This window comes from Allobosea sp. 47.2.35, from assembly GCF_024655635.1.
Lineage (GTDB): Bacteria > Pseudomonadota > Alphaproteobacteria > Rhizobiales > Beijerinckiaceae > Allobosea.
This window is the reverse complement of sequence record NZ_JANLGI010000016.1, coordinates 111,134-134,013: the sequence shown is the minus strand read 5'-3', so window position 1 is coordinate 134,013 and position 22,880 is coordinate 111,134. Positions and strand designations below refer to the sequence as shown.

Below are 22,880 nucleotides of genomic sequence, written 5' to 3'. Positions count from 1 at the left end.
TGACCTCCTCCTCGTAGATCGCCTCGCCCGAATGCTTGTCGAAGCCGGTCTGGACCGTGCGGGTGATGACCTCTCCTGCCGCCTTGGCCTCGCCGACCCTGGCATTGAAGCCGTCGATGTTGCGCACCGAGAGCTTCGACATCTTCTTGTAGCGCTCCTCCATCTCGCGCACCGCCCATTTGAGGGCGACGACCGCCTTCTTGGGATCGGTCACGACGGGCGTGAGCAGATGCGGGATGCCGTCATAGACGGAGAGTTCGAGCATCTTGGGATCGACCATGATCAGGCGGCATTCCTCCGGCTTCAGCCGGTAGAGGATCGACAGGATCATGGTGTTGATCGCGACCGACTTGCCCGAGCCGGTGGTGCCCGCCACCAGCAGATGCGGCATGCGCGCCAAGTCCGCGATCACCGGCTCGCCGCCGATGGTCTTGCCGAGGCAGAGCGCGAGCTTGTGCTTCGTCGCCTCGAAATCCTGGCTCGCCAGCAGCTCGCGCAGGAAGACGGTCTCGCGGCGGGTGTTCGGCAACTCGATGCCGATCGCGTTCTTGCCCTGCACCACCGCGACGCGCGCCGACACCGCGCTCATCGAACGCGCGATGTCGTCAGCCAACGAGATCACGCGGGAGCTCTTGATACCGGGGGCAGGCTCCAGTTCGTACAAGGTGACGACCGGGCCGGGGCAGGCCTGGACGATCTCGCCCCTGATGTTGAAGTCTTCCAGCACGCCTTCGAGCAGGCCGGCATTCTGTTGGAGGATCTCGACCGGCATGGTCTCGGCCTGCGCCTGCGGCGGCTCGGCCAGGAACTCGATCGGCGGGAGCTGGAAGCCGGCATCCTGCACGACCGGCAATTCGACAAGGCGGAGCTTGGCCCTGAACGGGGTGACCTTGGCGGATTCGACCGCCACCGGCTCGGGACGAACGGGTTCGGGCTTGGCGGCCTCAGGCTGGACCGGCTTGGACAGAGCAGGCTTAGGCTCTACCGGAGGACGGGTGCTGCGCGCCAGCGGCACGCCGGGCTTCGCCGCAGCGACGGGTTCGGCCGGAAGCGGGGCTTCTTCTTCGACCGCAGGCGCTTCGACGGCCGGCATCGGCCAGGATGGCGTCGCGATCTGGAAGCTCACCTGATAGCTCTGCCCCCAGCCGAAACCGGACCAGGCAGGCGCAAGAACCGGAGCCTTCATCGCGAGCGGCGCGGGTTCAGGCATTGAGACCTGTCGCTCTTCAAAGCCGACAGCCGGCACATGAGCCACCGCTTCCACGATCATCGACGAAGCGACGGGATCGAACGCGAAATCGGCATCGTCGCGTTCGGCCTCGGGCACGCACTCCCAGAAGGCGTGATCGGAAATGAAATCGAGCGGCGTCGCGACGTCCTGCTCCGGATAAGCAGCGATCTGCACAGGCGTCTCGAACACCATCTCGACGGGCTGCATCTCATCGATGAAAGCGTTCTCGTCGGCGTCAAAGGTCAATTCAACATCGACCGGTTCGTCGATGATGGGCTCAGGCGCCGGCTCGCTGCCAGGCGCGCCCCAGACCTGTCGGATCAGGTGATCCGGCGTACGCCAGAAGCGGACGCGGCTTTCGCCGGGAACAGGAGCGTTCGGGGACATGCTGATGTCGAAGCGCTGCCCGAGGACCGGCGAGGTGGAGAGTTCCTGCTCGGCCTGCGCCAGCTTGCGCTGGGCGTCAGCGGCGCGCGAGGGGCGGACATAGGTCGGCCAGAGGCTGGACGATGCGGGCTCGTTGCGGAGCGGCTCTGCGACAGAGGTTTCCGGGGTTGCGGACGGTGCGGTCTGCTGTGGTTGAACGAGGCGATGATCCTCGGAAACGACGGCGTTCGCGCGGCGGAGACGATCCAGTTTTTGCATGGGCTTAGGCGAACACTACGCTTCGTTAACCTGAGACCCAGTCCTAGCCCGGCAGAGTTAAGAGACCGTTCCGGCGGCCGCCGTTTCGGTGTCCGAAGGTGGTGCGACCAGCCTTGCAATGCCCGTCAGCACGCCCGCTTTTCCGAGGGCGGCGCGGCTGCGTCATCGTCCTGAAGCACGCGCCAGGCGGCCCCTTCCAGATCGGCGAACTGGCCGGAGCGCATGCACCAGAAGAAGGCGCCAAGCCCGAGCAGGCCGAGCCCCAGCGCGAGGGGAAACAGGATGACGATGATGTTCAAGCCTCTGCCTCCGGTGATGCCTTGCGGCCACGCGCGCGCAAGGCGTTGAGGGTCACGACCAGCGACGAGCCCGACATGGCGACGGCAGCGACCAGCGGCGTTGCCAGCCCGGCAATCGCGATCGGCACCGCCACCGCATTGTAGAGCACCGCGAACCACAGGTTCTGCAGCATCAAGCCGCGCGCCTTGCGGGCGATGCCGAGCGCGGCCGAGACCGGCGCGAGGCTGTCGCCGAGGAAGACGATATCGGCCGCCGCCTGCGCCAGATGGGTGGCGCTGACCGGGGAGAGCGAGACATGCGCACCCGCCAGGGCCGGCGCGTCATTGAGCCCGTCGCCAACCATCAAGACCTTACGGCCGTTGGCCGCCATGCTGTCGAGCAGGTTCAGCTTGTCGGCGGGCAGCAGGCCGGCCTGGACATGCGCGATGCCGAGCGCGGCCGCGATCGGCGCGACGGCCTCCGCCCGGTCGCCGGAGAGGATCGCGATCTCCAGCCCCGCCGCGCGCAAGGCGTCGATCGTCGCACGCGCGTCTGGGCGCAGGCTTTGCCCGAGCGCCAGAACGGTGCGGTATGGGCCATGCTGATAAGCGATGAGGGAAGCGCCAGGGTGTTGCGCCTTCACCGAAGCCGCCGCCACTTCGGCATCGCAGAAGGCGAGGCTGCCGAGGCGCTGCTCTTCGCCGCCTTCGCCGGCCGACAGGCCATGCCCACGCTTCTCGCGAACATTCATTCGGGGCGCGGTGGCGCCAAGCGCGCGGGCCAAGGCTTGCGCCAATGGGTGGGTGCTCGCGGCGGCGAGCGCGCCGATCTCGGCTCGCCGTTCGGCCGGCAGCGCCTCGGGATTGAGGATATCGGGCTCAGGCAGAGTCAGCGTGCCCGTCTTGTCGAAGACGGCGATATCGGCCTCGGCGAGGCGCTCCAGCGCATCGCCCTCCTTGAGCATGATCTTGCACTTGAACAGAGCGGAGGCCGCCACGACCTGCACGGCGGGGATCGCGAGGCCGAGCGCGCAGGGGCAGGTGATGATCAGAACGGTGGCGGCGATCAGCAGCGCCTCGGGCCAGGCCAGCCCCCAGGCGAACCAGCCGAGGAAGGTCGCGGCCGCCAGTGTATGGACCACCGGCGCATAGAGCCGCGCGGCCCGATCCGACAGGTGGACATAGCGCGAGCGGCTGCCGACGGCCTGATTCATCAGCCGGTCGATCTCGTCGAGCAGCGTGCCCTGACCTGCCGCCTCGACGCGAATGGTGAGCGCACCCGTAAGGTTCAGCGTGCCGGCATGGACGCGCTCGCCCTGCCCGATCGCGGCCGGTGCGGTCTCGCCGGTGACGAGGCTCTGGTCGAGCTCGGAGCGGCCGGTCTCGACGATACCGTCGACCGAGACGCGCTCGCCCGGGCGGACGAGGACGCGGTGGCCGGGCTGGATCGCGGCGATCGGCGTGATGGTCCAGCTGCCGTCGTCGGCAAGCCTCGTCGCGGTCTCAGCCTTGAGGGCCGCGAGATTGCCGGCGAGGTCGCGGGTACGGCGGCGCATGAGCTGGTCGAGATAGCGCCCGATCAGCAGGAAGAAGAGCAGCATCACCACGCCGTCGAAATAGGCGTGGCGGCCATGGGTCCAGGTCTCGGCGACCGACATGACCAGCGCCAGAACGACGCCGATGGTGATCGGCACGTCCATGTTGACGGCACCGGCCTTCAACGCCCGCAGCGCACTCTCAAAGAAGGGCCGACCGGCATAAGCCGCCGTCGGCAGAGCGATCAGCGCCGAGAGCCAATGGAAGAAATCGCGCGTCGTCGGGTCGATATCGCCGCCATTGCCGGCCCAGACCGCGACAGAGAGCAGCATGATGTTCATCGAGGCGAAGCCGGCGACGCCGAGCCGGCGCATCAGGCTGCGCTCCTCCGCGACTGCGCCGTCCTCCTGCCGCTCGGCGACGAAGGGATAGGCCTTGAAGCCGAGCGCGCCGAGCTTGTCGACGACGGCCTCCGGCCGAAGCAGCGCTTCGCGCCATTCGACCGAGACACGTTTCAGCGCGAGATTGACGCGGGCGCCGAGGATGGCGGGCTCGCGGGTAAGCCCGCTCTCGATCGCCTGCATGCAGCCGGCGCAGCGGATGCCGTCGACCGCCAGCTCCATGCTGGCGATACCGCCGTCGCGATGGCGCACGAAAACGGAAAGGTCCTGCGCCGCCATGTCACTTCTCCGGCAGGGTGACGCGGCTGCGCGAGACGAAGACGACCTCCTCGCCACGCCGGGCCTGCAGTTCGAGAATCCAGGAGCCGGCCTCGACACGCTCGATAGTCGCCTCATAGCGGCCGGACTGGCGCTCGTTCAGCGTGACAGCGTGATCGCGCGCGGAGGTGGCGGGGTGGCGGAGCCGCGCCGTGGCCGAGAAGCCGGAAAGCGGCTGGCCGAGGCGATCCGTCAGAGACACGCCCAGCGCGGCGCCCCCGCTTTGCCGGGCGAGCGTGACCGCAGCCTTCCAGCCGCGCGCATCGCGTTCATGCTGGCGGGCGATCTCCTCGTTGAAATGCTGACTGGTCTCGTAGGCGCTCTTCGTCTCGACACCCGGCATGGTGCGCAGCGCGACCGTCAGTATCGTTGCGTTGACCGAGACGATGACGCCGAAGAACAGCACCAGCATCGAGGCGACCATCCAGCCGGCCAATTCGAAGGGACGGCGCGGGCGCGGGGCGGCAGGGGTGTCGCAGGACATCAGGAAAACTCCGCAGCAGCTCATGGTTTGGCTCCGGGCGCCATGAAGTGGTCGGCCGCGCGCACGGTCTCCCCGACAAAGAGATCGGAGGCGGTGATGGTGATGGGTTGCGACGCTTCCAGCGGCACGCCGGCCGGCACGGTGACGAGTACGCGCACTTCGCGCGAGGAATCGGGATCGACGGTCACGACCGGCCTGACATCGGCGGTGGGCGCCACGCCGACGGCCTCGATGCGGATGCCGGGCAAGCCGTCGACGGTGAGCGCGAAGGGGCGGGTATCCGGGCGCTTGTTGAGCAGGCGAACCACGTAGGCGTTGCGGATCGAGCCGTCGCGCAATGTGACGAAGAGCGGCGCGCGCTCGTGCAGCACCGAGATATCGGCGGTGCGGCGCGTCGCGAGCTGCCAAAGCATCGCGCCGCCGACCACGACGATCAACGCCGCGTAGATCGCCGTGCGGGCCCGGAACGGGCGATAGACCGCCTTGAGGCCGGCCATCCGGCGCTTGACGTTGGTTTCGGTGTCATAGGCGATCAGGCGCTTGAGGCGATCGACCTTGGCCATCACGGTGTCGCAAGCGTCAATGCAGAGCCCGCACTGGATGCAGTCGAGCTGGGCGCCGTCGCGGATGTCGATGCCGACCGGGCAGACGGCGACGCATTGATGGCAGTCGATGCAGTCGCCGGCCGGCGCGCCCTGCGCCTTCAGCTTCAGTCCCTGCTTGACCGAGACGCGCGGCTCGCCGCGGTCGTAGCGATAGGTGACGTTGAGCGCCTCGTCGTCGGTCAGGGCCGCCTGGATGCGCGGCCAGGGACACATGAACTTGCAGACCTGCTCGCGCATGATGCCGGCAAGCGAATAGGTCGTGAAGGTCAGGATCGCGATCCAGACATAGGCCGAGAGCGGGGCGGTGAAGGTCGCGAGCTCTCGCACCAGCGTCGGCGCGTCGGCGAAATACAGAACCCAGGCGCCGCCGGTCCACCAGGCGATGATGATCCAGACCGCGTGCTTGGCACTCTTGCGCCAGAGCTTGTTGAAGCTCCAGGGCGCTTCATCGAGGCGCATGCGCTCGCGCCGGTCGCCCTCGAAGAAGCGCTCGACGGCGAGAAAGAGATCGGTCCAGACCGTCTGCGGGCAGAGATAGCCGCACCAGACCCGGCCGGCGACCGCGTTCATCAGGAAGAGGACGAAGGAGGCGATGATCAGCAGGCCGGTGAAGTAGTAGACCTCCTGCGGCCAGATCTCGATGAAGAAGAAGTAGAAGCGGCCATTGGCGATATCGGCCAGCACCGCCTGGTTGGGCAGATGCGGGCCGCGGTCCCAACGCAGGAACGGCAGCAGGTAGTAGATGCCGAGGCACAGGAAGAGGATCGCCCATTTCGCGCGCCGGAACGGGCCGGACACGCTCTGCGGATAGACCTTCGCCGACGCCGCGAAGAGCGGCATGTCGTCGGGATCGGCCCCGGCCGTGCTCACGCTACTGCCCTCCCCCCAGCGAGTGGACATAGACGGTCAGCGCCTTGAGCGTGGTCTCGTCGAGGCGCCCGCCCCAGGCCGGCATCACGCCGTTGCGGCTGTTGGCGATGGTCTCGGTGAGCGAGGCCATGTCCATGCCATAGAGGCTGATCGCGTCGGTGAGGTTCGGCGCGCCCATCTCCGCGTTGCCCTTGCCGGCCTCGCCATGGCAGGCGGCGCAATTGTCGGCGAAGAGCTTGCGGCCGAGCGCGAGATTGGCCTTGGGCTCGGTCGAGAGGCCGGCGAGCTCGCGGACATGGTTGGCGACGGCATTGATCTCGTCGCGCTTGAGCATGCCGTCGCGGCCGAAGGCCGGCATCTGGCTGACCCGCGTCTCGTCATTGCCGGCGACGCGGATGCCGTGGCGCAAGGTCTGCATGATCGCGTCGAACGAGCCGCCCCAGAGCCAGTCGTCGTCGTTGAGGTTCGGATAGCCCTTGGCACCGGCGCCACCGACGCCATGGCAGGCGGCGCAATTGTCGCCGAAGGCGGCCTTGCCCTGCGCCATCGCGATCTGGAACAGGGTCGGATCGGCCTTGATCTGCGCCGGTGTGGCCTCCGCCATGCCGGCGGCCTGAACCGCGCGCTGCGCCTTGAGCTGCGCCATGTCCGCGCTGATATCAGCGCGGCTGGCGTAGCCGATCACGCCCCTGGTCGCGTCGGTCAGCAGCGGCCAGGCGGGGTAGACGACCCAGTAGCCGATGGACCAGACGATGGTGGCGTAGAAGATGCCGAGCCACCAGCGCGGCAGCGGCGTGTTGAGCTCGCGGATGCCGTCCCATTCATGGCCGGTGGTGGCGATGCCGGTATGGGGGTCGATATGCGGGGCGTCGTGGTTCTTCTGGTCCATGATCAGTCCTCGCGCAGCGGATTGAGCGCGGCTTGCTCGAAGCGGGCGCGGTTCTTCGGCCAGAAGGCGTAGACGCAGACGCCGAGGAAGACGGCGACGAAGTAGAGAAGGCCGACGGACTGGGCGAAGCCGGCGAGCCAGTGATAGGTCGTTTGCATGGCAGCCTCGCTCAGCGGATGTTGGCCTTGTCGTCGTAGAGCTTGAAGTCGACGAGCGTGCCGAGCGCCTGGAGATAGGCGATCATGGCGTCGGCCTCGGTGATGCGCTGCGGATCGCCGTCGAAATCGCGCGACTGCGCCTTGGGATAACGCTTCTCCAGATCGGACTGGCCGGGATGGTCCGGCGTCGCCTGCGCCTTCAGGTCGCTCTGCGCCTGGGCGATCATCGCGTCGCTGTAGGGCACGCCGCCAGCGCGGTTGGCGCGCAGTTCGTCGGCGATGTCGCCGTATTTCAGCTCGGTCTTCGCCAGGAAGGGATAGCCCGGCATGATCGATTGCGGCACGACGGCCCGCGGCTCGGCCAGATGCGCCCGCTGCCACTCGTCGGAATATTTGCCGCCGACGCGGGCGAGGTCCGGCCCGGTGCGCTTGGAGCCCCATTGGAAGGGCTTGTCATACATGCTCTCGGCCGCGAGCGAGTAATGCCCGTAGCGCTCGACCTCGTCGCGCAGCGGCCGGATCATCTGGCTGTGGCAGTTGTAGCAGCCCTCGCGGACATAGATCGCGCGGCCGGCCAGCTCGAGCGGGGTGTAGGGGCGCATGCCTTGCACCGTCTCGATCGTGTTCTTCAGGTAGAAGAGCGGCGCGATCTCGACGAGACCACCGACCGAGATCACCAGCAGGACGCCGATGACCAGGATGATCGAGTTGGTCTCGAAGATCTTGTGCTTGGCCCAGAGCGACTTGCGCGCAGGCTTGTGTTCGATGCTCGTCATTCCGGAGGCTCCTCAGACGGCCATGGCCAGCGGCGCCGGCGCATCGTCGGCGCGCGGCATCTCGGCCGCGCTCTGCGAGCGCACGGTCATCCAGAGGTTGAAGGCCATGATCAGCGCGCCGAGCAGGAACAGGGCGCCGCCCAGAGCGCGGATCACGTAGAAGGGATGCATCGCCGCGACGGTCTCGATGAAGGAATATTCGAGGAAGCCGAGCGAGGTGTAGGCGCGCCACATCAGGCCCTGGAGGATACCGGAGACCCACATCGCGGTGATGTAGAAGACGATGCCGAGCGTCGAGATCCAGAAATGCCAGCTCACCAGCTTGAGGGAGTAGAGCCCCTTGCGGTTCCAGAGCCAGGGCACGAGGCAGTAGATCGCGCCGAAGGAGATATAGGCGACCCAGCCGAGCGCACCGGAATGGACGTGGCCGATGGTCCAGTCGGTGTAGTGCGACAGGCCGTTCACCGCCTTGATCGACATCAGCGGGCCTTCGAAGGTCGACATCCCGTAGAAGGCGAGCGAGACCACCATCATCCGCAGCACGGGGTCGGTGCGCAGCCGGTCCCAGGCGCCGGACAGGGTCATGATGCCGTTGATCATGCCACCCCAGGACGGCATCCACAGCATGATCGAGAAGGTCATGCCCAGCGTCTGCGCCCAGTCCGGCAGCGCGGTGTAGTGGAGATGGTGGGGGCCGGCCCAGATATAGATGAAGATCAGGGCCCAGAAGTGGATGATCGAGAGCCGGTAGCTGTAGATCGGCCGCTCCGCGCGCTTGGGCACGAAGTAGTACATGATCGCGAGGAAGCCGGCGGTGAGGAAGAAGCCGACCGCGTTATGACCGTACCACCACTGGAACATCGCATCCTGCACGCCCGACCAGAGGCCATAGGAGCGCGGCGACAGGAGCGAGACCGGCACCGCGACATTGTTGCCGATATGCAGGACCGCGATGGTCAGGATGAAGCCGAGATAGAACCAGTTCGCCACATAGATATGCGGCTCCCGGCGCTTCATCACCGTGCCCAGGAAGACCAGGAGATAGACGACCCAGACGATGGTCAGCCAGAGATCAGCATACCATTCCGGCTCGGCGTATTCCTTGCCCTGGGTGATGCCGAGCAGGTAGCCCGTGCCGGCGATGACGATGAAGAAGTTGTAGCCGAGCACGACAAACCAGGGCGACAACGTGCCGGCCAGCCGCGCGCGGCAGGTGCGCTGCACGACATAGAAGGACGTGCCGATCAGGACGTTGCCGCCGAAGGCGAAGATCACCGCCGACGTGTGCAGCGGCCGCAGGCGGCCGAAATTGATCCAGGGCAGGTCGAAATTGAGAACCGGGAAGGCGAGCTGGAGCGCGATGATCAGCCCGACCGTGAAGCCGGCGATGCCCCAGACCATGGCGGCGACCGTCGTGAACTTGACCGGCCCCATATTGTAGTTGGGCTTGCCGTCGATCTCCTGCGGCTCGACCGGGACGCTGCCGTCGAAGCAGCGATTGGCGATCAGGATGATGCCGGCGGCGGCGGCCAGGACGCCGAGCATGGCGTGGAAGGCATAGCCGGAGTTTTCGGTCAGCGCGGCGATGATGACCAGCGGCAGCACGCAGGCCGCCGCGATCAGCATCCCCAACAGTTCGCCGACAGTTGCCTGCCTGACAGGGCTTGCCGTTGCCGTCACCTTCTGACCCCGCTTCGTCGCCGGCGCATGAGCGCGCCCATCGCGGGAGACTTAGCGAGCGGGGGACGGTCGGGCGTTGATTCAGGTCAAGGGCGGCGGCGCGCAGGGTGTGGCGCGGCGGCGCAGGCTCAGGCCGCGACGGCGCTCATGCGCTCGGGGTTCATCACGCGCACGCCGCCGGGGACGATCAGGATCGTCTTGTCCTTGGCGAGACGGGTGAAGGTGCGACTGACGGTCTCGATGGTCAGGCCAAGGAAATCGGCGATGTCCTGCCGCGTCATCGGCAGGGGCACGGTGACCGAGGGCTTACCGAGCCGTGCCCAACGCTGCTGCATGCCGAGCAGGAAGCAGATCAGCTTCTCCTCGGCGGTACGCCGGCCGAGCAGCATCATCTGCTCATGGGCGAGCGTCAGCTCATGCGTCGCGAACTCGTGCAGGCGCTTCAGCAGATGCGGCTTGGCATCGACCAGCGCGGTATAGGCGCCGCGCGAGAAGGCGCAGGCCGAGACCTCGCCGATCGCGTCGGCCGAGAAGCCATAGGCGTCGCGCATCGCAAGCCCGAGGAAATCGCCCGGCAGCGCGAAGCCGACGACCTGACGGCGGCCATCGGAGAGAAGCTTGTAGAGGCGCACGACGCCGGCCGTGACGTTGTAGACCGAATGCGCCTCGCGCCCCTGCGTGAACAGTGTCTCGCCGGAGGTAAAATGCGTGGGATGCGCCAGCGATTCCAGCAACGCCAGCTCATCGTCGGAGAGCGACGCGCAGACGCTGACCAGACGCACCATGCAGCTGCGGCAATTGCCTTCACCACGGTGCGCAGCGTTACAGGCCGAAGGATGACAGTTCACGATCGCATCTTCCCACTTATCGGAAAGACCATAACCGAGGTGGACAAGGTCACAAAGCACGCTCGCAACCGCAGCCGGCGAAATTGATCCAGATCAATGCGACGACAGGCCCCACGCAACCACCGTGCGCCCCTGAATTCGGGAGAGGCCACGGTGACGGGCGATGATATCTTCGAGGTCGCGCGCATCGCGCCGGCCGGCGCCGACACAGTCTTCAGCCTGGTCGCCATGCTGCATCCGGAGGTGACACCGGAAGGTTGGGCCGAATTCGTGCGCGACAATTCGCAGGACGGCGCCAGGCCACGCGGCGTCTTCGCGTTGCGCGACGCGCGGGCCATGCCGCATGCCGTCTTCACCTTCCGCGTCGCGCAGACGATCGCGGGCGGCGCCGCGCTCGAAATCTCGGAGCTCGCGATGCTCCGGCTGCCCGGAACCCATCTGGTCAACGCGCTGCTGCGCTTCGCCAACCAGCTCGCGGTCGAACTGGACCTGCCCCGGATCGCGATTTCGCTGGAGCGTTCGGCCGCCTGGCCGCAGGACCATGACGCGCTCCAGCGCTCGGGCTTCCAGATCGACCGGATGATGGTGCTGGGCCGGGCGCAACTGGCGCCGACAGCGACCAATTGACCTGCCTCAAACCGACAGGCAGACCCGCTCAGCGACCGTTGGCCTTGCGCCAGGCCGCGAAATCGACCTTGGTCTGTTCCTCGGTCGCCGGGTAGAGGCCGAGGATCGAGCGGCCCTTGAGGACCTCCTCGGTGACGAAATCCTCGAAGGCGGTCATCTCGACGGCCTCGGCCGCGACCTCGTCGGCGAGATGGGCGGGGATGACGATGACGCCCTCGGCATCACCGACCACGACATCGCCCGGGAAGACCGCGACATCGCCGCAGCCGATCGGCACGTTGATGTCGATGGCCTGATGCAGGGTCAGGTTGGTCGGGGAGGACGGGCGATTGTGATACGTCGGGAACGGCAACCCCGCGATCTCGTAGGAGTCGCGGAAACCGCCATCGGTGACGACGCCGGCAACGCCGCGCTTCATCAGGCGCGAGACGAGGATGCCGCCGGCCGAGGCCGCGCGCGGGTCCTTGCGGCTGTCGATCACCATCACGGCGCCGGGCGGGCAATCCTCGACCGCCTTGCGCTGCGGATGGGCCCGGTCCTGGAAGACGGAAAGCTGGTTCAGGTCCTCGCGCGCTGGGATATAGCGGAGCGTGAAGGCTTCGCCGACCATGGTGCCCGCGCCGGGATTGAGCGGGCGGACATCCTGAATGAACTGGTTGCGCAGGCCGCGCTTGAAAAGGGACGTGCAGAGCGTGGCGACGGAGACCGTGCGCAGCTTCTCGCGGGTTTCCGGCTTGAGACTGGGCATGCGCTCACCTTCTGACGTCCGTGGCTCCCGCCGGACGGCAGGCAAGGGAGAAGTTCCCGCGATCCGACCCGTTTTGTAAAGGCTGCGCGGGGCGCGAAAAACGCAACCCCGCCCCTGCATGGCGACTATTCGCCTATTTGCCCCAGCGCAGCGCCAGCGGATCGAGCTCTCGCGCCAGTTCGATCAGGCCCTCGCGGGTCTTCGGATGCAGCGGCGTCAGCGGATGGCGCACGGCTTCCGACCGGATGACGCCGCCCTCCTTCATCACCGCCTTGGCCGAGCGCAGCCCGCATTGGCGGTTCTCGTAATTGATGATCGGCAGGACACGGGCATAGAGCGCCGCAGCCTGTTTGCGGTCACCCGCCGCGTGGGCGGCGAGGATCGGCTTGATCAGGTCGGGGATCATCGCCGAGGTCATGGTGCCGGTCGCGCCGGCATCGAGATCGGCCATCAGCGTGATCGCCTCCTCGCCGTCGAAGGGGCCGACCACGGCGTCGCCGCCGGCCTCGATCAGCGCGCGCAGCTTGCCCGCCGTGCCGGGCACCTCGATCTTGAAATAGCGGACGAGCGGGACCTCCTTCGCCAGCCGGATCATGAAGGGCACGGTCATGGTCACGCCGGAGAGCGGCGCGTCCTGCAGGATGATCGGAATGCCGCAGGCATCGGCCACCGCCTTGAAGTGCTCGATCATGCCCTGCTCGTCGGCCTTGAGCAGCGCGCCGTGATAGGGCGGCATCATCATCAGCATCTTCGCGCCGGCATCGGCCGCGGCCTTGGCGCGGGCGGCGGCGATGCGCGTCGAGAAATGCGAGGTGGTGACGATGACCGGCACGCGGCCGGCGACCTGCTCCAAAGAGAGGCGCATCACCTGCTCGCGCTCCTCGTCGGTGAGCAGGAACTGCTCCGAGAAATTGGCGAGGATGCAGATGCCGTCGACGCCCTGGTCGACCATCAGGTCCATGACGCGCTTGTTGCCCTCGACATCGAGGTCGCCATTCTCGTGGAAGATGGTCGGCGCGATCGGCAGGATGCCCTTGTAGGGTTCGGTCATGGCGTCATCTCACGTGGCGGGCTAGGCGGGGTTCAGACAGTGCTGGCGGCCTTGGTGCCGCGCAAGCGGCGCGCGACCGAGCCGATGACCGGCATGACCAGAAGCGCGAGGCCGATCGTCATCAGCGTCGAGACCAGTGGGTTCGACCAGAAGATCGAGAGCGAGCCCTGGCTGAAGATCATCGACTGGCGGAAGGCGTCCTCGGCCTTGTCGCCGATGACCATGGCGAGCACGAGCGGCGCGATCGGATAGTCGAGCTTCTTGAAGACATAGCCGACCAATCCGAAGATCAGCGCCAGCCAGATGTCGAATTCCTTGCTCGCGGCGGTGAAGGCGCCGATGAAGCAGATCACCACGATGATCGGCCCGATGATCGAGAAGGGAATCCGCAGGATCGAGGCGAAGAGCGGCACCGTCGCCAGCACGACCACGACCGCGACGAGATTGCCGAGATACATCGAGGCGATCAGGCCCCAGACGAAATCCGGCCGGTCGGTGAACAGCGTCGGGCCGGGATTGAGCCCCCAGATCATCAGGCCGCCCATCATCACCGCAGCGGTCGCCGAGCCGGGGATGCCGAGCGCCAGCATCGGCAGCATGGCAGCAGAGCCGGCGGCATGGTCGGCGGTCTCGGGCGCGATCACGCCCTCGGGCTCGCCCTTGCCGAACTTGGCGGGATGGCGCGAGGAGCGCTTGGCCATCGCATAGCTCATGAAGGAGGCCGCCGTCGGTCCGCCCGGCGTGATGCCCATCCAGATGCCGATCAGGGAGGAACGCAGCAGGGCGAGCCAATAGCGCGGCAGCTTGGCGGCGGTACGGAGCACATCGCCGACGCGGACCTTGGCGGCGACGCCCTCGAATTTCAGCCCCTCCTCCATGGTCAGCAGCAATTCGCCGATGCCGAACAGGCCGATCACCGCGATGAGGAAGCTGACGCCGGCCAGCAGCACGTCGAACTCGAAGGTCAGCCGCACATTGCCGGAGACCGAGTCCATGCCGATCGTCGCCAGCGCGAAGCCGATCGCCATCGAGACGACCGTCTTGAAGGGCGAGGCGCCGCCGAGCCCGATGAAGCTCGCGAAGGTCATGAAATAGACGGCGAAATATTCGGGCGAGGAGAAGCGCAGCGCGAATTTAGCGACCCAGCCGGAGAGCAGCGTGATCAGGATGACGCCGGCCAGCGCGCCGAAGCCGGCCGAGAGGAAGGCGAAGGAGAGCGCTTCCGTCGCCTTACCCTGCTTGGCCATCGGGTGGCCGTCGAAGGTCGTCGCGACCGAGGATGGCTCGCCGGGGATGTTGAACAGGATCGAGGTGGTCGAACCGCCGAAGAGCGCGCCCCAGTAGAGCGAGGTCAGCAGGATGATCGCCGAGACCGGGTCCATCGAGAAGGTCAGCGGCAGCAAGAGCGAGACGCCGTTGGGTGCGCCGAGCCCCGGCAGGACGCCGACGAGCACGCCGAGCAGGACGCCCGCCATCATCAGCAGGACATGGTGCGTGGTGAGCGCGACCGAGAAGCCGTGCATCAGGTTGGCGATGTTGTCCATGCTGCTATCCCCGCCGTCTCAAAGGCCGATGAGCGGCTCGATCGGGCCCTTGAGCAGGCCGATCTGGAAGAATTTCTCGAGCGCGAAGTAGAAGAAGGCCGCCGTCGCGAAGGCGGTGGCGAGGCTCTGCAGCCAGCCGTAGCGGCCCTGGAAGCGCATCGCGAAGACGAGGTAGAGGATCGTCGCGACATACATGCCGAGCGTCGCGCTCAGCACGACGAAGGCGACGAGCGGCAAGAGGAAGGCGAGCACGCGCTTGCCGCGCTCGGCGTCGAGGAAGGCTTCGGCGAGCAGGGCCTTTCCGGCGACGCGTTGACTGAGCGTGACCACGATCGTGCCGAGGCTCGCCAGCGCGATCAGCGCGCCGGCATAGAACGGGAAGGCGCCGGGCTGCGGGCCTGACGTATCCCAGCCGATGCCGAATTCGAGCGAGCCCTTCACGATGACGAGCCCGAAGACCAGCGTCAGGACGGCCGTCCCGATCTCTGCCCAGAAGCGGGTGATCATGCGGTGGGTTCTCCCTTTCAGGGCCTGCACGCCATGGCCGGGCTTGACCCGGCCATCTCGGAAACCAGCCTTCTCGTCATGAGATTCCCGGGTCGGCGCGCTGCGCCGCCCGGGAATGACGATCCCACCTTACTTCGCGACCCAGCCTTCGTTCTCGAAGACCTTCTTGTTCGCCGTCTCGTCCTTGGCGACGAAATCGGCGAGCTCCTTGCCCTTCATGAACTTGGCGGTCTGGGCGGTGCGCGTCACGAATTCCTGCCATTCCGGGGTCTTGGAGACCTTCTCCAGCAGGCCGGCATAATAGGTCACCGCATCGGCCGGGACATCCGCCGGCAGCCAGACGGTGCGCGGCATCTGGAAGGTCTCCAGCGGCAGGCCCGCTTCCTTGCAGGTCGGGACATCGCCCCAGCCCTTGCCCTCGAAGACCGGCTCTCCCTTGGCGAGGCGCACCGGCGAGAAGACGCAGAGCGGCTTCACCTGCCCGGCCTTCCACTGGCCGATATTCTCGTTGGGGTTGTTGGTGTTGGAGTCGATATGGCCGCCCGCGAGCTGCACGGCCGCGGCGCTGCCGCCCTGGAACGGCACGTAGATCCATTTCACGCCAGCCGCGTCCTGGATCATCGAGGTCAGGGTCTGGTCGGTGTCCTTGGACTGGCTGCCGCCCATCTTGAAGCCCATGGGCTTCGCCTTGACCGCCTCGATATAGGCCTTGGCGTCGGCATAGGGGGCATCGCCCTTGACCCAGAGCAGGAACTCGTCGAGCGCCAGCGCCGCGACCGGCGTCAGGTCCGAGACCTTGTAGCCGAGCTTGGCGACATAAGGCAGCAGATAGGCGTTGTTGGTACCGAAAATGACGCGGTTCGGATCGCCCTTGGCGCCCTTGCCATAGACATAGCCCTCGGCGCCCGAGCCACCGCCCTTGTTCACCACCACGATCGGCTGCTCGGTGAATTTATGCTTGGTGATGATCGACTGGATGATGCGGGCGAAATTGTCGGTGCCGCCGCCGGCACCCGAGGTCACGACGAACTCGATCGGCTTGGTCGGCTCCCAGGCCTGCGCGGCACCGATGCCGCCAAGCGTGAGCGCGCCGGCGAATACAGCCGAAATGGCGATGGTTTTCATGGTTTCTCTCCCTGGGTTCTGATTGTGCGAGGCCGCTCTTGCCGGCGGCTTTATCGAGAAGGTTGAGCGTCAGGCGGCGGCGCGGGTCTTGCCCTTTCCGTCCTGAGCCATCTTGATGGCGAGCGCGAGCGCGGCGCGCGTCGCGCCGAGATTGGCGATGCCCTTGCCGGCGATCTCATAGGCCGTGCCATGGGCCGGGGTGCAGATCGGGAACGGGAAGCCGCCGATCAGGGTGACGCCACGGTCGAAGCCGATCAGCTTCATCGCGATCTGGCCCTGGTCGTGATACATCGTCAGCACGGCGTCGAAATCGCCATTTTTTGCGCGCAGGAAGACGGTGTCCGACGGGAACGGCCCCTCGACCGTGAAGCCCTTGGCCTTGGCCGCCTTCACCGCCGGCTCGATCGTCTCGATCTCGTCACGACCGAAATTGCCACCATCGCCCGCATGGGGATTGATGCCGGCGACCGCGATGCGCGGCGGATTGAAGCCGGCGGCGCGCAGATTGGCATCGGCCAGCGTCAGCGCCCGCAGGATGCGCTCCTGCGTGATGTTCTGCGCCACTTCCGACAGCGGGATATGCGAGGTGACGCGGGCATTCCAGAGCTTGTCGAGGATGTTGAACTCGCTCGCCGCGCCTTCGAAGCCGATCGCATCGCGCACGAAGCGGATCTCGTCGTCGTAGCCGGGATAGGCGAAGCGCATCGCCGCCTTGTTGAAGGGCGTGAAGAACACCGCGTCGGCCTTGCCGGAAGCGGCGAATTGCAGCGCGCGGCGAAAATTCTCGGTCGCGGCCTTGCCGCCGGCCAGCGTCGCGGTGCCGCGCTTGAGATCGGCCGGATCGTGATTGCCGAGATCGACGAAGACGGGCTTGTCGCCGAGCGGCAGCGCGTCGCCATCCTTGACGACCTGAACCTGCGGATCGACGCCGCCGTCCTTGATGCCGAGATCGAGCAGGCGCTTGTCACCGAAGACGACATAGCGGGCCGCGCCACGCAGATCGACCTCCGACAGGATGCGAGCCGTCAATTCGGGGCTAATGCCAGAAGGATCGCCCATCGCCACCGCGATCACAGGCAAGGCGTCATTCGTCCGCTCATTCATGGCCGCCACTCCGCTGCCCGATCGTTCTTATGGCTCCGTTGGCTAACACAGGTGGTCGACTCACTCAAGTATGCTGTATGCAGCATATCAAAATCGATGTACTCCTTCGACAGGCGTCGGCTGCGGATCGGGCTGCGCCGGAGGAGGCTCGAATGAATTTTCACTCGCATTACGCCGGGATCAGCGAACCGGTCGAAACCTGCCTCGTCGGCAGCGGCAGCTTCGGGCGCAGCTATCTCGCGCAGTCGCGCCGGACGCGGCTGGTCAATGCGCGCATCGCGGTGGATGTGACAGCCGAAGCAGCCGGCGAGGCTTTCGCGGCCGCAGGCTTCGCGCCTCGCGAGATTGCGCTGTGCTCGACCGAAGCCGAGGTGAAGGCCGCATGGAATGCCGGCAAATGCATCGCCGCGGCGAGCCTCGATAGCGTCATGGAGCTGCCCTTCGTGCTGCTCGTCGAAGCGACAGGCAGCCCGGAGGCAGCCACCCGGCACAGCCTCGCCGCGATCGATGCCGGCCGCCATGTCGCGCTGGTCTCGAAGGAGGCCGACAGCGTCGTCGGGCCGGGATTGGCGCGGCTCGCCCGCGATAAGGGCGTCGTGGTGACGCCGGTCGACGGCGATCAGCCGAGCCTGCTGATCGCACTGGCGAGCTGGGCCGAGGTCATCGGCCTCGAGATCATCGCGGCCGGCAAGTCGAGCGAATACGATTTCGTCCTCGACGCCGCGACCGGCGACGTCACCTGCAACGGCCTAACCCGCTCGCTGCCGGTGCTGCGCGAGCACTGGCTGCCGGGCTCGCGCTCCATCGCCAACAACGCCGCCGAGCGTGCGCGCATCCTAGGCGAGGCCTTTCCCTTGAGGGCCGTGCCCGATCTCTGCGAGATGACACTGGTCGCCAATGCGCTCGGCTTCGCGGCCGATGCCGCCGGCTTCCATGCGCCGCCGGCCCGCGTGCCGGAACTGGCCGATCTCTTCGCGGAGCGCAGCGAAGGCGGATTGATGGGCGGCACGCGCCGGATCGACGTGTTCCATCATCTGCGTCTCGCGGAGGAAGCGAGCTTCGCCGGCGGCGTCTTCATCGTCGTGCGCTGCGACAATGACGAGACCTGGGAGATGCTGGCCGGAAAGGGCCATGTCGTCAGCCGCAGCGGCAAGACCGCCGCGCTCTACCTGCCGCGCCATCTGCTGGGTGTCGAGGTCGCGACGTCCATTCTCGATGCAGCCGGCCTCGGCCGCTCGGGCTATGGCGACGACTATCGGCCAAGGCAGGACCTCGTCGCGGTGGCGCAGCGCGACCTTGCGGCCGGGACGGTGCTCAAGATGGGCGGGCATCATCACAGCATCGAGAATGTCGGCGCAGAGGTCAGGCCCACGACCGCGCTCGCGGACGACCGCCCTGCCCCGTTCTATCTTGTCGCCGACAGGCCGCTCGTCCGGGCGGTCAAGGCCGGCGAAGCGATCCGCCTCGGCGATGTCGCGATCCCCGAAGATTCTGGATTGCTGACGATGCGCCGGCGGCAGGATGCGCTCTTCGCAGCCAACGACGGGGCGTCCGTTTGACAGCGCGGGAGCCGCGTGCCGTAACGGAGCGGCCGGAAACAGTGGAGCAATGATGAGCGAGACGGCGGCCGACTATACCCCGATCATGCGGCGGACCCTCCATGACGAGGTGCTGGAGCGCCTGCGCGACATGATCATCGAGGGGCGGCTCGCTCCCGGCCAGCGCATCAACGAGGGCCAGGTCGGCGCCCAGCTCGGCGTGTCGCGGACCCCCTTACGCGAGGCGATCAAGACGCTCGCCAGCGAGGGGCTGGTCGAAATCCTGCCGGCCAAGGGCGCGATCGTCCGGAAATTCTCGGCGCGCGACCTCGCCGACATCCTCGAAGTCATCAAGAGCCTGGAGCAGCTCGGCGGCCGGATCGCCTGCGCTGAGGCCAGCGACGCGACGATCGAGGCGATTCACAAGCTGCACAGGGACATGCTCGCGCTCTATGCGACGCGCGACCGGCTCGACTATTTCAAGCTGAACCAGGCGATCCACAGCGCCATCGTCGCCGCCTCCGGCAACGCGGTGCTGGCCGAGATGCACACCACCTTGCAGGCCCGGATCAAGCGGCTGCGCTTCGTCGGCAATGAAGGCCCCGAAAAATGGGCCGGGGCCGTCGCCGAGCACGAGGATATGATGGCCGCCCTGCTGAAGCGCGACGCGGACGCGCTGTCCGAGGCGATCGGCCGCCATATGGACACGACGCTGGTGCGGGTGCGCGAGGTGCTCTGAGCGCCCGCCCGAAACGCCGGGCCCGTCTGGAGCCCATAGACTTTCGAATAAGCTCCGGGCGGCAGGCGAAAGCCGTCTCGGCTCAGCGGAATCCGTTCCTGAACAATCGTTTACCTTCCTCCGGAACCGGCCTTCGCGCCTTCCGCGGCAGCTATCCGCGCTTCTTTAATTTCAATAAGCTGTAGACAAGGCGGCCCGGGGACTTCCGCCCACGGAGCTTCCGATACAACGGGGCCACTCACCGCCCTGCTTGGGCGGATAGGCGTTCAAGGAGACATCCATGAAGACAATTCTGTTGGCGACGCTGTCGGCCGCCGCGCTGATGGCGGCGCAGCCGCTGATGGCCAAGACGCTGGTCTATTGCTCGGAGGGCAGCCCCGAGAATTTCGCGCCGAGCGTCAACACCACCGGCACGTCCTTCGATGCGAACACCCAGATCTATGACACGATCGTCCAGTTCGAGCGCGGCGGCACCAAGGTCCAGCCGGCGCTCGCCGAGAAATGGGACATCTCGCCGGATGGCCTCACCTACACCTTCCACCTGCGCAAGGGCGTGAAGTGGCACTCCAACCGCACCTTCAAGCCGACGCGCGACTTCAACGCCGACGACATCCTGTTCATGATCGAGCGGCAGTGGAAGGAGAGCCACCCGTTCTTCAAGGTGACCAGCTCGAACCATTCCTATTTCAACGACATGGGCATGCCCAAGCTCTTGAAGTCGGTCGAGAAGGTCGATGACTACACGGTCAAGATCACGCTGAACCAGCCGGAGGCGCCGTTCCTCTCCGACCTCGCGATGCAATATGCCAGCGTGCAGTCGAAGGAATATGCCGACGCCATGCTCAAGGCCGGCACGCCCGAGAAAATCGATCAGGACCCGATCGGCACCGGCCCATTCTCGCTGGTGCAGTATCAGAAGGATGCGATCATCCGCTACAAGGCCCATCCCGATTACTGGGCCGGCAAGGCCAAGATCGACGACCTGATCTTCGCGATCACGCCGGATGCCTCGGTGCGCTGGGCCAAGCTCCAGAAGGGCGAATGCCATGTCATGCCCTATCCGAACCCGGCCGATCTCGACGCCATCAAGAAGGACGCCAATGTCGAGATCCTGGAGCAGCCGGGCCTGAACATCGGCTATCTCGCCTACAACACCACCAAGAAGCCGTTCGACGACGTCAAGGTCCGCCGCGCCATCAACAAGGCGATCAACAAGAAGGCGATCATCGACGCGGTCTATCTTTCCAGCGGCGTCGCGGCGACCAACCCGATCCCGCCGTCGATGTGGTCCTATAACGAGACGATCAAGGACGACCCCTTCGATCCGGAAGCGGCCAAGAAGGAGCTGGCCGAGGCCGGCTATCCGAACGGCCTCGAGATCGATCTCTGGGCGATGCCGGTGCAGCGTCCCTACAACCCGAACGCCAAGCGCATCGCCGAACTGATGCAGGCGGACCTCGCCAAGGTCGGCGTCAAGGCCGAGATCAAGAGCTTCGAATGGGGCGAGTACCGCAAGCGCATGCAGGCGGGCGAGCACCAGACCGGCATGCTCGGCTGGACCGGCGACAATGGCGATCCGGACAACTTCCTGCACACGCTGCTCGGCTGTGACTCGGCCAAGACCAATGGCTCGAACGTCGCCAAGTTCTGCTACCAGCCCTTCGAGGAGCTGGTGACGAAGGCGAAGACGGTCACCGACCAGGCCGAGCGCGAGAGGCTCTACCGGCAGGCGCAGGTGATCTTCAAGGAGCAGTCGCCCTGGTTCACCATCGCGCATGCGGTGCAGCTGAAGCCGATCCGCAAGGAGGTTAAGGACTTCAAGCTCTCTCCATTCAGCCGCCACGTCTTCTACGGCGTCGATATCGGCAAGTGATGCCACGCCTTTAAAATTCGGTGCGGGCCGAGCATTTGTTGCTCCGCCCGCACCCGCCTGATTGCGATCATTGCGCCATGGCAGCCCTGATATTTTCAGGTCTTGCGCGCATCGGCACCCGCCGCCGCGAACTCAACGCCGAGATCCACGATTTTCGACGCGCTGTCCTTGATCTTTCTCCCGATCTGGTGTTTTGCGCTCCGCCAAAATTCGAACTTGAATAAAACGACAAGACAAGCCGCTGCGCAGGACGTGCCCCGGCCAAAAAGACTGGCAGAACCATGCTGCGCTTCATCTTCACCCGGCTGAGCCTGGTCGTCCCGACCTTCATCGGCATCACGCTGCTGGCCTTCTTCCTCGTCCGCCTCGTCCCCGGCGACCCGATCGAGACCATGGCCGGCGAACGCGGCATCGACGCCGCCCGCCATGCCCAGCTCCTGACCGAATACGGCCTCGACCGGCCACTGCTCGTCCAGTACGGCAAATATATCGAGCGCGTCGTGCAGGGCGATCTCGGCAAGTCGATCGTCACCCGCGACAGCGTGCTCTCCGAGTTCGGCCAGCTCTTCCCGGCGACGATCGAGCTCGCGCTCTGCGCCATCATCATCGCGCTGCTCGTCGGCCTTCCCGCCGGTATCATCGCCGCGGTGAAGCGAAACTCGATCTTCGACCATGGCGTGATGGGCATCTCGCTCACCGGCTACTCGATGCCGATCTTCTGGTGGGGCCTGCTGCTGATCCTGCTGTTCTCGGTTCAGCTCGGCATCACGCCGGTCTCGGGCCGCATCGCGGTGCAGTATTTCATCGAGCCGGTTACCGGCTTCCTGACCATCGACAGCCTGCTGGCCGGGGACATCGACGCCTTCTGGTCGGCGCTGTCGCATCTCGTCCTGCCGGCGATCGTGCTCGGCACCGTGCCGCTGGCGGTCATCGCGCGCATGACCCGCTCGGCGATGCTGGAGGTTCTGGGCGAGGACTATATCCGCACGGCACGGGCCAAGGGCATGGCACCGATCCGGGTCGTGGCGCTGCATGCTCTGCGCAACGCGCTGATTCCGGTCGTCACGGTCATCGGCCTGCAGGTCGGCACGCTCTTCACCGGCGCAATCCTGACCGAGACCATCTTCTCCTGGCCCGGCGTCGGCAAATGGCTGATCGAGGCGATCAGCCGGCGCGACTATCCCGTCCTGCAAGGCGGCACGCTGCTGCTTGGCGTCGTGGTGATGAGCGTCAATCTGTTCGTCGACCTGCTCTACGGCCTGATCAACCCGCGCATCAGGCACGCGAAATGACCCCCCGCTTTTC

The 22,880-nt window shown here is 66.2% G+C and carries 22 protein-coding genes; 6 read left to right on the top strand and 16 right to left on the bottom strand.

What is annotated here, in order from left to right:
* The 10 genes from NUV79_RS19110 to NUV79_RS19065 form a co-directional block, all read right to left on the bottom strand.
* Positions 1-1,876, bottom strand: a 1,876-nt coding sequence (locus tag NUV79_RS19110) for a DNA translocase FtsK (RefSeq protein WP_257734652.1), incomplete at its 3' end; no start/stop codon positions are given.
* A gap of 125 nt (positions 1,877-2,001) precedes the next feature.
* Positions 2,002-2,175: a cbb3-type cytochrome oxidase assembly protein CcoS gene (gene ccoS, locus NUV79_RS19105; protein WP_257734651.1), complete on the bottom strand. Its 174-nt coding sequence runs from the start codon at positions 2,173-2,175 to the stop codon at positions 2,002-2,004.
* Positions 2,172-4,370: a heavy metal translocating P-type ATPase gene (locus NUV79_RS19100; protein WP_257734650.1), complete on the bottom strand. Its 2,199-nt coding sequence runs from the start codon at positions 4,368-4,370 to the stop codon at positions 2,172-2,174. The genes ccoS and NUV79_RS19100 overlap by 4 nt, the downstream gene beginning before the upstream one ends.
* Before the next feature lies 1 nt (position 4,371).
* Complete coding sequence (locus NUV79_RS19095; RefSeq protein ID WP_257734649.1) at positions 4,372-4,893, bottom strand: FixH family protein; 522 nt, start codon at positions 4,891-4,893, stop codon at positions 4,372-4,374.
* A gap of 20 nt (positions 4,894-4,913) precedes the next feature.
* On the bottom strand, positions 4,914-6,338 hold the full coding sequence (ccoG, locus tag NUV79_RS19090; protein ID WP_257734654.1) for a cytochrome c oxidase accessory protein CcoG: 1,425 nt from the start codon (positions 6,336-6,338) through the stop codon (positions 4,914-4,916).
* A 31-nt stretch (positions 6,339-6,369) separates the two neighbouring features.
* Entirely contained in the window at positions 6,370-7,257 is an 888-nt protein-coding gene (gene ccoP / locus NUV79_RS19085; protein WP_257734648.1) for a cytochrome-c oxidase, cbb3-type subunit III, read from the bottom strand.
* A 2-nt stretch (positions 7,258-7,259) separates the two neighbouring features.
* Positions 7,260-7,415: a cbb3-type cytochrome oxidase subunit 3 gene (locus NUV79_RS19080; protein WP_055728507.1), complete on the bottom strand. Its 156-nt coding sequence runs from the start codon at positions 7,413-7,415 to the stop codon at positions 7,260-7,262.
* 11 nt (positions 7,416-7,426) lie between these two features.
* Positions 7,427-8,191, bottom strand: coding sequence for a cytochrome-c oxidase, cbb3-type subunit II (gene ccoO, locus NUV79_RS19075; protein WP_257734647.1), 765 nt, complete (start codon positions 8,189-8,191; stop codon positions 7,427-7,429).
* Positions 8,192-8,203: 12 nt separating this feature from the next.
* Positions 8,204-9,817: a cytochrome-c oxidase, cbb3-type subunit I gene (gene ccoN / locus NUV79_RS19070; RefSeq protein WP_257734653.1), complete on the bottom strand. Its 1,614-nt coding sequence runs from the start codon at positions 9,815-9,817 to the stop codon at positions 8,204-8,206.
* A gap of 182 nt (positions 9,818-9,999) precedes the next feature.
* On the bottom strand, positions 10,000-10,656 hold the full coding sequence (locus tag NUV79_RS19065; RefSeq protein WP_257734646.1) for a helix-turn-helix domain-containing protein: 657 nt from the start codon (positions 10,654-10,656) through the stop codon (positions 10,000-10,002).
* A 216-nt stretch (positions 10,657-10,872) separates the two neighbouring features.
* Here NUV79_RS19065 and NUV79_RS19060 point away from each other — a divergent pair, with 216 nt between their 5' ends.
* A complete protein-coding gene (locus tag NUV79_RS19060) occupies positions 10,873-11,346 on the top strand; it encodes a hypothetical protein (RefSeq protein WP_257734645.1) in 474 nt (157 codons plus the stop codon).
* 28 nt (positions 11,347-11,374) lie between these two features.
* Here the strand turns inward: NUV79_RS19060 and NUV79_RS19055 are convergent, their stop codons facing one another.
* From NUV79_RS19055 to NUV79_RS19030, 6 genes are all read right to left on the bottom strand, one after another.
* The gene (locus NUV79_RS19055; protein ID WP_257734644.1) at positions 11,375-12,094 is read right to left on the bottom strand and encodes a ribonuclease activity regulator RraA; all 720 of its coding nucleotides are present in this window, start codon (positions 12,092-12,094) and stop codon (positions 11,375-11,377) included.
* A 133-nt stretch (positions 12,095-12,227) separates the two neighbouring features.
* The gene (locus tag NUV79_RS19050; protein WP_257734643.1) at positions 12,228-13,145 is read right to left on the bottom strand and encodes a dihydrodipicolinate synthase family protein; all 918 of its coding nucleotides are present in this window, start codon (positions 13,143-13,145) and stop codon (positions 12,228-12,230) included.
* Positions 13,146-13,177: 32 nt separating this feature from the next.
* The gene (locus NUV79_RS19045; RefSeq protein ID WP_257734642.1) at positions 13,178-14,689 is read right to left on the bottom strand and encodes a tripartite tricarboxylate transporter permease; all 1,512 of its coding nucleotides are present in this window, start codon (positions 14,687-14,689) and stop codon (positions 13,178-13,180) included.
* 18 nt (positions 14,690-14,707) lie between these two features.
* Positions 14,708-15,196: a tripartite tricarboxylate transporter TctB family protein gene (locus NUV79_RS19040; protein WP_257734641.1), complete on the bottom strand. Its 489-nt coding sequence runs from the start codon at positions 15,194-15,196 to the stop codon at positions 14,708-14,710.
* 129 nt (positions 15,197-15,325) lie between these two features.
* Complete coding sequence (locus tag NUV79_RS19035) at positions 15,326-16,321, bottom strand: Bug family tripartite tricarboxylate transporter substrate binding protein (protein ID WP_257734640.1); 996 nt, start codon at positions 16,319-16,321, stop codon at positions 15,326-15,328.
* Between the two features lie 69 nt (positions 16,322-16,390).
* Positions 16,391-17,425 carry a 4-hydroxythreonine-4-phosphate dehydrogenase PdxA gene (locus NUV79_RS19030; RefSeq protein WP_257734639.1) on the bottom strand — a complete coding sequence of 345 codons (1,035 nt, stop codon included), beginning with the start codon at positions 17,423-17,425 and terminating at the stop codon, positions 16,391-16,393.
* Positions 17,426-17,577: 152 nt separating this feature from the next.
* On the opposite strand from NUV79_RS19030, the gene NUV79_RS19025 reads away from it, so the two are divergent.
* From NUV79_RS19025 to NUV79_RS19005, 5 genes are all read left to right on the top strand, one after another.
* Positions 17,578-18,984, top strand: coding sequence for a flagellar biosynthesis protein FlgA (locus tag NUV79_RS19025; protein ID WP_257734638.1), 1,407 nt, complete (start codon positions 17,578-17,580; stop codon positions 18,982-18,984).
* Positions 18,985-19,036: 52 nt separating this feature from the next.
* On the top strand, positions 19,037-19,702 hold the full coding sequence (locus NUV79_RS19020) for a GntR family transcriptional regulator (RefSeq protein ID WP_257734637.1): 666 nt from the start codon (positions 19,037-19,039) through the stop codon (positions 19,700-19,702).
* Between the two features lie 280 nt (positions 19,703-19,982).
* On the top strand, positions 19,983-21,575 hold the full coding sequence (locus tag NUV79_RS19015; protein WP_257734636.1) for an ABC transporter substrate-binding protein: 1,593 nt from the start codon (positions 19,983-19,985) through the stop codon (positions 21,573-21,575).
* Between the two features lie 77 nt (positions 21,576-21,652).
* On the top strand, positions 21,653-21,799 hold the full coding sequence (locus NUV79_RS19010; protein ID WP_257734635.1) for a hypothetical protein: 147 nt from the start codon (positions 21,653-21,655) through the stop codon (positions 21,797-21,799).
* 57 nt (positions 21,800-21,856) lie between these two features.
* On the top strand, positions 21,857-22,867 hold the full coding sequence (locus NUV79_RS19005) for an ABC transporter permease subunit (RefSeq protein ID WP_257734634.1): 1,011 nt from the start codon (positions 21,857-21,859) through the stop codon (positions 22,865-22,867).
* Positions 22,868-22,880 lie beyond the last annotated feature (13 nt).